Annotated in this window: 9 protein-coding genes; all 9 read left to right on the plus strand. The window is 58.4% G+C overall.

Annotated elements, in window-relative coordinates; translation table 11 throughout:
- A partial coding sequence (locus AK59_RS0102290) for an amino acid adenylation domain-containing protein (RefSeq protein WP_029881930.1) occupies nt 1-1,641 on the plus strand: 1,641 nt, incomplete at its 5' end.
- Nucleotides 1,638-7,931 (plus strand): non-ribosomal peptide synthetase, encoded by a 6,294-nt coding sequence (locus tag AK59_RS0102295; protein WP_029881931.1) that lies wholly within the window; start codon nt 1,638-1,640, stop codon nt 7,929-7,931. The genes AK59_RS0102290 and AK59_RS0102295, both read left to right, overlap by 4 nt.
- Entirely contained in the window at nt 7,928-8,332 is a 405-nt protein-coding gene (locus AK59_RS0102300; RefSeq protein WP_029881932.1) for a carboxymuconolactone decarboxylase family protein, read from the plus strand. The genes AK59_RS0102295 and AK59_RS0102300 overlap by 4 nt, the downstream gene beginning before the upstream one ends.
- On the plus strand, nt 8,325-9,170 hold the full coding sequence (locus AK59_RS0102305; RefSeq protein ID WP_029881933.1) for a hypothetical protein: 846 nt from the start codon (nt 8,325-8,327) through the stop codon (nt 9,168-9,170). The genes AK59_RS0102300 and AK59_RS0102305 overlap by 8 nt, the downstream gene beginning before the upstream one ends.
- Nucleotides 9,167-10,393 carry an MFS transporter gene (locus AK59_RS0102310; protein ID WP_081852434.1) on the plus strand — a complete coding sequence of 409 codons (1,227 nt, stop codon included), beginning with the start codon at nt 9,167-9,169 and terminating at the stop codon, nt 10,391-10,393. Before AK59_RS0102305 ends, AK59_RS0102310 begins: the two co-directional genes overlap by 4 nt.
- Nucleotides 10,390-10,929 carry a hypothetical protein gene (locus AK59_RS0102315; protein WP_029881935.1) on the plus strand — a complete coding sequence of 180 codons (540 nt, stop codon included), beginning with the start codon at nt 10,390-10,392 and terminating at the stop codon, nt 10,927-10,929. Before AK59_RS0102310 ends, AK59_RS0102315 begins: the two co-directional genes overlap by 4 nt.
- Nucleotides 10,926-12,527 (plus strand): AMP-binding protein, encoded by a 1,602-nt coding sequence (locus AK59_RS0102320; RefSeq protein ID WP_029881936.1) that lies wholly within the window; start codon nt 10,926-10,928, stop codon nt 12,525-12,527. The genes AK59_RS0102315 and AK59_RS0102320 overlap by 4 nt, the downstream gene beginning before the upstream one ends.
- Nucleotides 12,527-13,222, plus strand: coding sequence for a thioesterase II family protein (locus tag AK59_RS01000000123525; protein WP_050491964.1), 696 nt, complete (start codon nt 12,527-12,529; stop codon nt 13,220-13,222). Before AK59_RS0102320 ends, AK59_RS01000000123525 begins: the two co-directional genes overlap by 1 nt.
- Complete coding sequence (locus AK59_RS0102330) at nt 13,222-13,845, plus strand: LysE family translocator (RefSeq protein ID WP_029881938.1); 624 nt, start codon at nt 13,222-13,224, stop codon at nt 13,843-13,845. Before AK59_RS01000000123525 ends, AK59_RS0102330 begins: the two co-directional genes overlap by 1 nt.
- The last annotated feature ends 21 nt before the right edge of the window (nt 13,846-13,866 follow it).

Here is a 13,866-nt window from a genome sequence, read left to right on the forward strand (position 1 = left end):
CAGCAACTGGCAGCGTTGGCGGGCGAATACCTGCACGCACTGCGCCAGCGGCAGGTGCAGCCGGGCGAGAACATCGGTCTGTCAATGCCGCGCAACCGACATCTGCCTGCGGCAATGCTGGCGATTCATGCCGCCGGAGCAAGTTATGTTCCTCTGGATCTGGCGTATCCGCCCGCCCGTCTGGCACTAATGCTGGAGGACAGCCAGTGCCGGCTGGTGATGACCGCAGAGGCCGGGCACTTCCGCGACTACGCCATTCTCAGCCCGGTCGCCGGAACGTTATCCCAGGGGCAGGCCCTGCCGGAACCGGATCAGGAAAGTGTGGCCTATGTGCTGTATACCTCCGGCTCCACGGGGCGGCCAAAAGGGGTACAGGTGACGCATGCCAATGTGGGCAGACTGCTGGCGTGGGCGCAGGCAACATTTAGCGCACAGGAAAGGGCCAGGGTACTGGCGTCGACCTCAATTTGTTTCGATCTGTCGGTTTTTGAGCTGTTTGTGCCGATTTGTCTTGGTACATGCTGCGTCATCGTTGAGCGGGTATTGTCTCTGGTGGATACGCCTGTCGATGTTTCTCTTATCAATACCGTACCTTCCGCCATTGATGCCCTGTTGCAGGCTGACGCCTTCCCGACGCGGGCACGGGTCGCGCTTGTGGCTGGGGAGCCGTTCCGGCAGGCGTTGGTGGAGCGGCTGCTGGCGCGACACGCTCTGCCGCGTCTGTTCGATTTGTATGGTCCGACCGAGGATACCGTCTATTCAACCTGCGCCCAGCGCACCGTGGGCGGCGAAGAAACGATCGGCCATCCGCTACCGGGCACCCGGGCATGGATCCTTGACGAAAATGAGATGCCCGTTGCCGAAGGGTTGCCGGGCGAGCTCTGGCTCGCGGGCGGTAAATTGTCCAGGGGATATCTTGCCCGACCAGAGCTGAATGAGGTGCTTTTCCGTGTCCCGGCGGTGTTGGCGCATATAGAGACGCGAGCCTACCGCACAGGGGATCGGGTGAAAAGATTGCCGGACGGGCGGCTGATGTATCTCGGCCGTCGGGATCATCAGATCAAGCTGAACGGTTATCGGATCGAAACGGGCGAGATTGAACGTCGCCTGTTGGCCATGCCGCATATTCAGCAGGCTGTTGTGGGGGTGGTCGCTGATGCACTGGGGCAATCACAGCTGACCGCCTGGTATGTGGCCGGAGGCGATGCGCCGGAAACAGCGCACTTTCAGCAGCAGCTTGCACAGATGATGCCGGTCTGGATGATGCCTACCCGCTGGATGAGGCTGGAGGCGCTACCGCAAACGCCGAATGGAAAAACCGACCGACGGGCGCTCCCCATTCCTGACGAACGTCAGAGCACGGATAACCCGCTGCAAGGCGAACATGAAAACTGGTTGGCTACGCACTGGCAGAGCGTGCTGGGCGTGATGCCGACGAGACGGGATGCGCACTTTATTAGCCTGGGTGGCAACTCACTGATGGCGATTCAACTGCGGCAGAGACTGAACCTGGCGCTGCGCTGTGAGGTTCCGGCCGCGCTGGTCTTAAACCACAGGATCCTTTCGGAACAAGCACAAGCGCTGGCGGGTTGGCTTGAGAGTCAGGCCTCCCAGGATGACGTTGAGGAGTATTCAATATGAAAGAGGCTATCGCACTTTTTAGCCGATTGTACGAGCAGGACGTTGAATTGCGCAGTGAGGGCGATCGATTGCAGGTTCGGGCGGCAAAGGGGCGGCTGGATGAAGCCACACGTCAGGCCCTCAGCACGCATAAAGCGCAGCTTCTCAGTCTTATCACCGGCGTTGGCGATGATATTCCCGCCAGTGAAGGACAGCAACGATTGTGGATTATCGATCAGCAAATGCATAACGATGCCTACCATATTGGGCTATGCGTCACGCTGGATGGTCCACTGGACGGCGCGCGACTGGCGCAAGGCGTGAATGAGGAAATTGCTTACCACCCAGCGCTTCGTACCCGGTTGTATGAGACCGACAGCGGATTATGCCAGCGTGCAGACGCCGAGGTGCCGCAGGTACGGCTGGAAAACGATCCCACAGCCGAGCCCCTCTCGCTGCTTGATGCGCTGGCTTCACGCCCTTTCTCTCTTAGTGAGGCACCTGTGCGTGCGCGGTTGATTGCGGTGAATGCACAGCGTCATTTGCTGCTGCTGGTCATCCATCATAGCGCGGCGGATGGCTGGAGCCTGGGCATTTTGCTTAACGGCATCTCTCGCCGCTACCGGGGGGAACCGCTGGAGCAACCACTACCGGCGGTTTATCGGCCAGAGACTCGCGTTGAAGCGGACAATGCCTGGTGGGAGAAACTGCTGCAAAATGCGCCGGAGCCCGTCCGTTTTTCAGCGCCCGACGAAGGAGAGCAGCAGGCCCGACATCTTGCGATCCCCTTTGATACCGCGTTATGGCAGCAGCTCACTACGCTGGCGGCGCAAAGTCGGATCGGACTTCAACCCTGGCTCAGCGCTGCGTTTCACGTGCTGCTGGGAAAAATATTCAGTAAGTCGGCGTTGGTCCTGTTAACACCTTATGCCAGGCGTCACGAGGCGCGCGATCTGTCGCGGGTAGGTTTTTTGGCCAATACGTTGTTTACCCGAGCCGAATTACCGGGACAGCTGACGCTGCGTGAACTGGCTTTTCAGCTTGCGCAACAGGCTGATGAAGGGCAGCGTCATGCGGACGCATCCTGCGCGGTGCTACAGGCACGTTACCCCGATGCCGCCAGTGACATTATGTTTACACTGGAAGACGATGCCACGAGTCTCTTCACCCTGCCCGGCGTTGTGGCGAAGATTGACCGCTACCAGGCGGCAAATGCCAAGTTCAGCCTGCTGATGACGGTGGTGTCTGGGACGTTGCCGCATGCCCAGTTGAGCTGGCGCGTCGGGGCCGTCACGCCGGAAGAGGCCCAGGGAATGGCACAAGGGTATCTACATCTGTTGAGACAGCTGGTGGCCACGCCGGATGGCGCTATTCAGCAGATGGCGCTGGCCGCCGGGCCGGAAGCACTTCCGGCGCTGCCGCCTGCTGAGAATCTGCTTATCCGTATTCACCGTCAGGTCAACGCAACACCGGATGCCGTTGCCGTTCGCGCAGGTGATGTCTGCTGGAGCTACGCGACGCTCTGGCAGCGTGCCGGAGAGGTCATGTTGTGGCTGCGCGAGCAGGGGGTGGGGCGCGGCGATCGGGTCGGGGTGTTGTTGCCCGCGGGGCCGGAGGCGCTGGCGGCAACGTTAGGCACGCTGGCAGCGGGGGCTTGCTACGTTCCCCTGGATGTCCGGCAGCCTGCTGAACGGTTGCAGGGAATAATCGAAGATGCCGGGCTTTGTGTAGTGATTGACGATCGTCAGGTTCCTGCGCAGGCGATGATCGCTGAATGGTCATTCACGCTACCGGAGAGTAAAGATCTCGCCTGGATGATCTTTACCTCAGGATCGACAGGTAAACCCAAGGCGGCGATGGTGCACCACGGAGGCGTATCCCGCCTGCTGGAGTGGTATTGCCAACTGACCGGGACCGAAGCACTGCGCGACGTTATCGTTAGTAATCCCTCCTTCGACTTGACGCAGAAAAACCTTTTCGCGCCGTTGATGTGTGGCGGCGAGGTGGTATTCCCGGCCATGGACGTCTTTGACGCCCGCAGCGTGTTGACGGCGATCCACCGTCATCGCGCCACGCTTATTAATTGCACGCCGACGGCGTTTAATACGCTTTTACAGGAAGCAAAAGAGGACGGCTATCGCGCGCTCGCCTCGCTTCGCTGGGTGATTCTGGGCGGAGAGACAATCTTACTGATGCCGCTGCAGCAGTGGCAGCAGGAAAGCGGCACGCAGGCACGGGTGGTGAACAGCTATGGCCCGACAGAATGTTCGGATGTGGTGGCCAGCTACCTGCTGGCGGCCGACCTCTCCGCACAGGCTGAACCGGTACCGTTAGGCCGCGCCATTGCAGGGGCGAGGTTGCTGATTGTCGATGCGCACGGACAACCGGTGCCGGACGGTATCGCCGGTGAACTGATGATTGATGGCGACGGCGTGGGGCCTGGGTACTATCAGCGGCCGCAACTCACGGCGAGACAATTTTTGGCTCATGGATCTGGCACCAACGGCCTGCGTTATCTTTCCGGCGATCGGGTGCGACGCCTGCCGGAGGGGGAGTTGCAGTTTCTGGGGCGTAACGATCGGCAGATTAAACTCAACGGTTACCGGATCGAAACGGATGAAATCGAATCGGCGCTGTTGAAAAGTGGTCTGGTTAAGGAGAGCGCCGTGGTGGTGCGTCACGACGACAGTGGTCACGCTATTCTGGTTGCGTTCTTTTGTTGCGAAGGGCGGGCACCCTCTGAGGAGGCGCTGCGCGCAGGTTTGCGGCAAATGCTGCCGCTTTATAGCATTCCCGCTCGCTTTGTCCAGCTACCTTCACTGCCGCTGACCCGAAGCGGCAAGATTGATCGAAATGCATTGCCTTTGAGTCTGCCGGCGGCGGTGGACGCCACCTCCGGAGAAGCGTTGCAAACGCCGCTTGAGGTGCAAGTTGCGGCCGTATGGGCGAGTTTACTCAGGGTGCCCGTTGAGCATCGCCATGTCGATTTCTTTGCCGCCGGAGGCCACTCGCTGCTGGCGATGCAGGTGATCAGGGAGATCCGTAAAATGACCGGCATTCCGGCATCGACGGGGATGTTGCTACGCCATTCCACCCTTGCGGAGTTCGCCGGTGTGCTGGCTAAAATGTCCCTCAGTGAAGAAACGACGCAACCAGCGCTTGCGGACGACGCGATCCATCCGCTGACGCCGATGCAGAAAAGGCTGTGGTTCCTCTGGCGTCTGGAAGGGGCAAGTAGCGACTACTCGATGTCGGCAGCCTGGTCGCTGAACGGGCCGCTTGAACCACAGCGGCTGATGAAGGCACTGGAGACAGTTGTCGCCCGGCATATTCTGCTGGGCAGCCGTTTAGTGGAAACCGATCGCGGGCCGGGATATCAGTTCCAGCCCGGCGATAATGAGACGTTACTCGAATACCATTTGCTTGATGCGGCGGCGTTTCCCGCGTTTCGCGCCGCATTTCATGCACAGCCCATCGATCTATCCAGGGATAGATTTCTTCGTGCAGCGTTGGTGAAGATTGCCGAAGAACAGCACTTTTTACTGGTTAATATCCACCATATTGCCGCTGATGGCTTGTCGCTGCCTGTCCTGCTGGCAGATCTTCAGCAGGCATGGGAGGGGAAGCGATTCAGCGAACCTGCGGTGCCGTTTTACCGCCTTGTGGGAGAGCAACAAGGCGCCATGTCAGCCCTGCATGAACACTGGCGTAAATATCTGGCTGACGCGCCTCAAACCTCGCTGTTCCCCGCCGATCGGCCGACCAGAGATCGGCGTGAGGCCACCGTTGTGGCGCTGGACATGGATGAAGCGCATTGGGAAGCGGTGAACCAACAGGCGAGGGCGCTGGGCGTGACGCCTTTTGTGCTGCTGCTGGCTTCCTGGTTTATTTTATTGTACCGCTATACCCGGCAGTCCGATTTGGTGCTGGGTGTGCCGGTCGCGCTTCGCGATACCCCTCAGAGTGAGAATGTCATCGGGCCATTACTCAATACTGTGCCGGTCTACATACAGTTTCAGGAGCACGACAGCGTTATCGACAGCGTCCAAAAGGTTTCTCAGGCTTTTGACGGTGCGGTTTGGGGGGCGACGCTGCCCTTCGAAGAGATTGTAGAGGTGACTAACCCGCTGCGTCAGCCCGGACTATCCCCGCTGTTCCAGATTCAAGTCGTGCAGGATCCTGCCACTCCAGCGGCGCTCTCATTACCCGGTCTGGAGACACATCTCTGCCCGGCTCTGGAACAGAATGTGAAATACGATCTGAATATTCATTTTCAGCCGACGGAGAACGGTTTTGGTGGCTATCTCGCTGCACGGCGCGACTTCTACGGCATTAACACGCTGAACGGCATCATTCAGGCATGGCACTGCTTGCTGGCTGCGATGGCGGCGGATGGCTCCAGGCCGATCCGTCAGCTTCCTTTGATGGATGCGGAAGGAATGTGCCGGCTGGTGGCTCGCGTGGGCCGTGACGATCCCACACTTCCCGGTGATGACACCCTGGCAGGGATATTCGTTGCGCAAGTACGGAAAACGCCAGCCGCGATAGCGCTGATCGGTGATGGCGTCAGTATGACCTATGCGGAACTGGAGCAGCGGGCAAACCAGGTCGCGCATGGCCTGGTGGCAAAAGGGATTCAGAGCGGCGACCGCGTTTCTGTTTGCCTGCCGCGCGGCGTTGAGCGCGTAGCGGTGATGTACGGCGTGTTGCTGGCCGGTGCGGCATGGGTACCCGTGGATCCGCAGTGGCCAGAGGAAAGACAGCAGATGGTGATTACCCAGGCGAACCCTGTGTTTCATATTGACCCGGACAAGGCTGCGCAACTGCGGACCGGGCAGCCGACAACCCCTGTTCTACGCCGCGTCTTCGCAGAGCAGGAGTGCTACGTCATGTTCACCTCTGGCTCGACGGGCATACCGAAAGGCGTGCCGATTCGTCATGGCGGTGTGGCGCACGATCTGCACTATCTCATTCGCCGTCTGTCGCTCGCAGAAGGGGATCGCGTTTTCCAGCTCACCGCGTTTGGTTTCGATCCTTCCGTACGCGATCTCTTCGCGACGCTTGGCAGCGGGGCGACGGCGGTGATGGTGGACGATGAGACAGCCACGCATCCGGGGCGGATTCTGGCGGCGATGAACCGACATCAGGTCACGCATGTTGTCTCCATGGTACCTACGATGCTGCGTGCATTGCTGACTGAGAACATCAGCGTGAGCACGCTGCGCGTATTAATGCTCAACGGCGAACGGCTACGGGGAGATGACCTCAGCGCGAGCTGGCACCGTTTTGGCAGCACGTTACAGATTATCAACCAATATGGCCCGACCGAGGCCACTATGACCAGTGCAACACATATCGCGACGGCAGACGATCTTGATGTGCTGACGGTTCCGCTGGGCGTGGCGAACCCGAACACTGGGTTGTGGGTGATGGATGACTACGGAGAACTATTGCCTGCCGGGGCGACGGGAGAGATTTGCATCTCCGGTGCGGGTCTGTCGACAGGATATCTCCATGGCCGTTCGCCGGAGGCATTTACCAGCCGAATATTCCCGGATGGTCAGACCCGGCGGGTTTACCGCAGCGGCGATCTAGGACGCTGGCGTGATGACGGGGTCCTTGAGTTTCTGGGTAGGCTCGATTTTCAAATCAAACTGCGCGGAAACCGCATTGAACTGGGTGAAATAGATGCCTGTCTTGGACAAATGCCGGGCGTCCGTCATTGCGCGGTGAACCTCACCGGCGATGCGCAAAACCCGGTACTCTGCGCGTGGTTGAGTGAGTCCGCTCCCGGTTCCGTCGACAAGGAACAACTGCGCCAGCAGCTAAAAGCAAAGCTGCCTGCATGGATGGTGCCTGCCGTATTTGTCGTTCTGCCGGAACTGCCGTTAACGGCCAGCGGCAAAGTCGATAGAAAGCGACTTCCCACGCGAACGCCCGTCAATCGCACCGGAGTTCAACGCGGTTCGACGCAAACAGAGAAACTCGTTTCGGACGTATGGCAGACGTTGCTTGGCCTGCCTGAGGCACCCGATGTGGAAACTAACTTTTTTGAGCTGGGCGCGAATTCTTTATTGATGGTGCAGGCCAGCGAACGCCTGAGTACCGTTCTCGGTAAAACGGTGCCGATAGTCGATCTCTTTGCTCACCCGACGATACGCGCGCTGAGTCTGAATATTGACGCGCAAACCCCGAATACCGGTCCTGTGCCGACTGCGGATATAGCCGCAAACGCCGCTCAGCGCCGGGCCGCGTTGAGCGGTGCCGGTTCACGTCAGCGCTCGCTTCAGACACAAAGGAAAAACTCATGACCGAACAAGATACCCGCCTGGCGATCGGCCTGGCGACCGTAGAACGTCTTTCGCTGCCGCTGGGCAATGAGCATGGTCTGCTTCATGGTATGCGCCTGCAGGCCCCCGCCTTTAAACAGCAGGTGCTGGAAAATTTGGGCGATCATTTTGCACAGACGCAACCGTTAGATGAGAAAACTCGCTGCCTGCTGGCCGTTGCGCTGAGTAGCTGCCGTGGTCAGACGCCCGCCTTGCTGGAGTTTTTTACCGCTGCAGCGCTGAAAATGGGCTGGAGCAGGGCGGAAATTGAAAATGCGGTGCAGTTTACCGCGCTGTTTCAGGGCTGGCCTGACGCGATCGGAGCCATGCAGACGGTAATGACGACGTATGAGAAAGCAGAAAAGGCAGAGCAATATGAGTAATTCTCCCGGTCGTTTCTTTCCGCTTGATGAGCAAGGATTCATTTTAAATGATACCGACGCCAGGTATGTTTCCCCGGCGATTCGCGAGGCGATAGTTTCTCTTTTCCAACGACAGTATCCGCAGCGTAACGCGCTTCGTGCCGTCTACCTGCGCGGCTCAATCGCCCGTGGAACTTTCGTGGCGGGGCTATCCGATTTGGACGCCTTCGCCGTTGTGGATGACGCGCAACCCCTGCGTGCGATACAGGCTGATGAACAGCAGGTTGCGACGATAAGATCGTTACTGTCGGGCGTGACCGAACTGGAGTTTACCGTGTGCCGAACGGGAGACGTGACAGGTAATCCGCTGGGTGTTTGGCCCTTCTTTATTAAAACTCAGTCACTCTTACTGGCCGGAGAGAACTTTGCCGACCAGCTTGCTCCGTATCGACCGGGCGTCACCATTATGGGGGAGGCAATGTGGCTGCCGGAGCGGCTTCGCGAGTATGAGCGCCGGCTGACGGCACCGGAATGGGTCGATCGGCCGCAAGTGCTGTGTGAATGGTTGATGAAGGCAATTGTTCGTGCCGCATTTGAGTTGACGATGGAGCGGCATAAACGCTACACGCGCGATCTCTCGCTTTGCCTGCAGGCGGTGAGTGAACACTTTCCCGCACAAGGCGTCTGGTGTCGACAGGCGGTGGAGTGGGTACTGCATCCGCCTACGGATCTCCGGGCTTTGCAGCCACTGCTGTCCCATTTTTGCCCGTGGATTGAGGCGGAACTGCGGCAGCAGCTCCGGCACCATCAGATTGATCCCGCCCGCTATCAGCTGGCCTCATCCGGGGAGGATGCATGATGGGCGAGTTAAAAGCCACGTTACGCGATGCCGCTCTGCAGCGTATCTGGTCGGCGGTGCTGGTCAGTACGTTGGGCAATTTTTTACTGATGCTGTCGCTGTCGGTCTATGTCTGGCGTCAGACCGGGAGCAACTTCCTGGCCTCGGCCATCTTCGCCGTCCAGTGGGGGGCCATTATCTTCTCCGCCCCCTTAGTCAGCCGAATATTACAGCGTTATCCAGCGGCCAGAACGGCTGCGTTCAGCGAATGGGCCGGGGGCATCATCTCTTTGCTTATTGGTCTGAGCATCTCGTTTCTGCCGATGGTTTTTTTCCTGCTATTGTTGCGCGGCTTTGCCGAGAGTCTGAGCAAATCCGCCCGCGTAGTCGCGATGAAAGAGGCGGTTCCAACACCACTACTTGGCAGGGCCGCTTCGCTGCTCGGTACCAGTACGTTTATCGGTATCGCACTGGGTTCGCTGGGGGGAGCGCTGCTGGTGGATCGTATCGCACCTGGCTGGATTGCGGTGATTGACAGTCTGACTTTTGTGATATCAGGCATGCTGTATTTGAGTCTGTGGCGGCGGACGCCGGTGACTGACCTGCGTCCGGCGGAGAGAAAAGGAGGGATGTGCGCCGCCTGGCAAACGCTGCGTGGTTGGCCTGATCTGCGCAGACAGTTCGTTTGGGTGTTGGTGAGTACCGCTTTTTTGCAGGGTTTCCACAACGTGGCGCGCACGCTCCTTCCTCTGCAACTGGGCATGGGAGAGCAGGGCATAATGCTGCTTCAGGCTCTCGCCAGCGCCAGCTTCTTTTTCGGCGCGATGGCAGTTGCACTGCTGATGCAGGGCGAGTCGCGAAACTGGCGAAGCCAGCCGTGGTTTATTTCTCTGCTGAGTGCCGCCCTGCTGCAATTCTCACTGCTGATACCCTCCATGACCGCCAGTCTGGTGAGTTATGCGCTCTATCTTTTCGTCTTCGAAATCGCCTTCACCTTTTGCCAGAAGAATATGATTGTGCTCTGCCCGCAGGAATACCTTGGGGCAATATCGTCCGCTGCGATCTCGGCTTCTACGCTTGGCATGGTGGCGGTGATTGCCGTAGGAGGGGCGTTATCTGACTGGGTGGGGCTTGCGGCTACCGGGTGGATCTTCTGCGCACTTTTCCTCGCTGTCCTGCTGTGGGTGGAAATTCCGCCCAGGCTGGTTAAAGGCACCGTGACGGTGCGGGAGGAAGCGGAATGATTGGCTGGTTACGAGCGGATCTCTGCGACACCCTTATCTGGTGGATGAAACCAACTAAGGAGGAGGGACCGCTGGAGGGGTTGTGCACGATTTTGCGCAATGAACGTATCGAGGCAGAACATCCAGCCTATCTCCACGGCTCGCAAGCCTGTATTGCATTCAGTGAGACCCCGTTGATCCAGGCGGCCCGTTTACTCCTTCATGCCAGGGAAGCGGGGATCAACTTTGCACCTTACGGCATTCAGTTCAACCGCAATCAGATGTATGCGCGGGGGGCGAGACAAACCATCCATCAACCTGCTGACGAACTTAATCTGCTGCCGGATTCTCAGCGATACCGGCATGTCACGTTTGATCCTGAGCAGGGTATTGATTTTACGTGGAAAAGAGAGTGGCGATTACCGGCAAATACCCTGACGCTGACGCCTGACAACTGCCATCTTATTCTGCCTGACCGGACCGCTCTACGCTGGCTGCGGGCGCGTTTGCACTCCCCATTACTTGAAGAAGTATTACTCCTGGAGCACCTGTTATGAAGCTTGCTTATGCAAATGGTCTGGACGCTTGTCACCCTCTGTGGAATCTGTCGACGCTGGCGGAAGCGCTGCAGCTGGCAGCTGAGGAGAGTGACAACGGGATTGTGACCGTCAATCACAACGGGGAACAAACGTTTCGCCGTTACCGGGATTTTTATCATAGCGCGCTTGCCGTCAGCCACGTGCTGGCAGAGCAGAGGATAAAGCCCGGGGAGCGCGTATTACTGCGGCTGAAAAACCCTGACCAGTTTCTACTCTCGCTGTGGGGCTGTTTATTACTGGGGGCAGTTGCTGTTCCCGTCTCCGCTCGTCAGCCCTTGCCGCAGGAAGGCGACGCCCTCGCGCAGGCGCTGGCCGTTTTAGATCTCATTCGCCCAGTCGCGTGCATTACCACAGGCGAGGACCTGGACGTGTTACGGGCGAATAAGGCTCCGATTCCGCTACGTATCATTGATGCGCAAACTTTTCTTTTTCTCCCCCCGAAGAAGACCCTTCCAGGCGCTGTTGCAGGCGTTGACGATCTGGCGATAATCTTCCCGACCTCAGGGTCGACGGGGCAGCCCAAGCTGGTGCCACAAACGGTGGGCGGATTGTTAAGCATGGCTTCCGGTAGCGTCCAGATGAATGATTTCAGCGAAGAAGATCGCTTTCTTAACTGGATGCCGATGGACCATGTTGGCGCTGTCGCTTTCCTCGGGATCCTGCCGGTCTGCTGTCGGGCGCAGCAGGTTCATCTTGAACATCAGTGGGTAGAACAGGATCTTTCTCGCTTCCCGCAGGCAGTTTCTCGCTACCGGGCGACGGTCAGTTGGGTGCCTAATCATGTGTTTAGCCAGCTTTCAAAAATGCAGCCGCTACCGCAATGGGATGTCAGCAGTTTACGGTTTCTCGTCAATGCAGGAGAGAGCATCGGTGATCAAATGTACGACTGCGCGCAACGATACGCGGCGCAGGGGCTGCGCCCTGACGCGTTGCGCCCGGCGTTTGGCATGTCGGAAACGTGTTCCGGTATAACCTGGGCGGATGGTAGGCATACCCGAGTTCGTGGCTACGTTGATCTCGGTGAGCCAATTCCCGGGGTTCGTTTGCGGATTGTTGACGCCACCGGCAAGGTGCTGTGTGAAGGTGAAACCGGGGATCTTCAGGTGTGCGGTGGCCCGATTACCCGTGGCTATTTTAATGGGGATGCCGAGGAGTGCTTTTTACCCCAGGGGTGGTTTGCGACCGGCGATCGTGCCTTTATTCAGCATGGGCATCTGTTTATCACCGACCGTGAAGGGGATGGCATCGAAGGGGTGCCCATGGCGGGCTATCAACTGGAGGGGGAGCTGGAACGGCTTGAGGGCGTGCGGGCGGGTTATACTGCCGTCTGCCAGGCCAATGGTGAAACGGGTATCTTCTTCGTGCCAGAGGCGGGGCATAGCGCCGGGCAGGTTGCCGCAGGCGTACGTGCACGTTTCGCCGAGCTGGTCGGCCATACCGATTGCCGGGTTTTCGCCTGTGATGAGAGCACCGTACCGAGAACGTCTATTGGCAAAATCCAGCGTAAGGTACTGCGCCGACGGCTGGCTGCGTATCGTGAAAAGGAAATGTCCTGATGAAATGCTACGCGTTTGGCTATGCCGGAAGCGGTGATAACGTCTTCAGGGAAATGCGACTGACGGGCGTCGAATCCGTGAAGCAGTTTGTCTATCCTGGTCGCGGGAGTCGTGCAGAAGAGGCGTTTGCTTCGTCAATTCCGGCGCTGGCCCAACTCGCCGTTGACGAAACAGAGAATGACGGTCAGCCTGTGCTGCTGTTGGGTTACAGCCTGGGTGCGCTTGTAGCCTATGAAGTGGCCGTGCGTCTCACCGCGCTCCAGCGGCCTGTGGCCGGTTTGGTCGTGTGCGCGATGAATGCGCCGGGCTGTATGCGTGGGACGCGCCAGGTACACAACATGAGTCTGACAGAACTGACCGACTGGCTGCGGAAGCTTGGAGGTACGCCGGAAGTTGTTCTTGATTCGCAGGAACTGATGATGCTGTTTGCACCGGCAATCCGCGCCGATTATCGCATTCTGGATAGCTATGTTGCACAACCGCAGTGCGTGTTGAACTGCCCGATTACGGTGATATACGGACGTGAAGATCGGCTTACGGACGTCAGTGGCCTGCAGAACTGGCAATCGTTGACGATGGGAGGAACGCGTTACGTCGCGCTGCCGGGGGGGCATTTTTTTCTTCAGCAGATGCCGTCTTTCGTCTCGGCCATTGAGTTGTCTCTCTCCCGGAGCGTTAAAGGGGCGATGGTATAATGTCCACACAAATACTGCTGACGTTCATTCTGACCAACCTGGCCCTCAACGTGACGCCGGGCCCCGCCGTGATGCTGGTCAGCGGCCATGCCATGCGGCAGGGCTGGCGCTCCGCGCAGGTGTCTATTCTGGGGATCCTCACTGGCAACGCCCTTTACTGCTTTCTTTCCGCCGCAGGGTTGGGGGCTATTTTACTCGCCTCTCCGCAATGGTTTGGCCTGTTGCGCTATCCCGGTGCACTTTATCTTGTCTGGCTGGCCTGTCAGCGACTATGGCGGCTACGAGCGCGCTATGCTGACGACGTGCTGACCGTAACGCCTTCACGTCGCTCACTGTTTAAGGAAAGCCTGCTTCTGCAACTCTCCAACCCCAAATCGTTGCTTTTTTTTTGTTCGCTACTGCCAGTTTTTGCCAGCCATATTGTGGCGTCAGGAAGTGGCTACATACTGCTGCTGGGGATGCTGGCGATTGGACTTGAGTATCCCGTGTTATTGATTTACAGCCTGATTTGCGCCAGCGCTGCCGGACGTTTCTCGGGGATAAAGGGGCGTTGGCGGCAGGGTATCGATGCAATATGCGCACTATTACTGTTGTTTTCCGCCTCTCTGGTGTTGATGGCGTAAAGAAAAAGGAAAGGAAGAGAA

This window comes from Enterobacter sp. T1-1 (assembly GCF_000710795.1).
GTDB classification, from domain to species: Bacteria; Pseudomonadota; Gammaproteobacteria; order Enterobacterales; family Enterobacteriaceae; genus Enterobacter; species Enterobacter cloacae.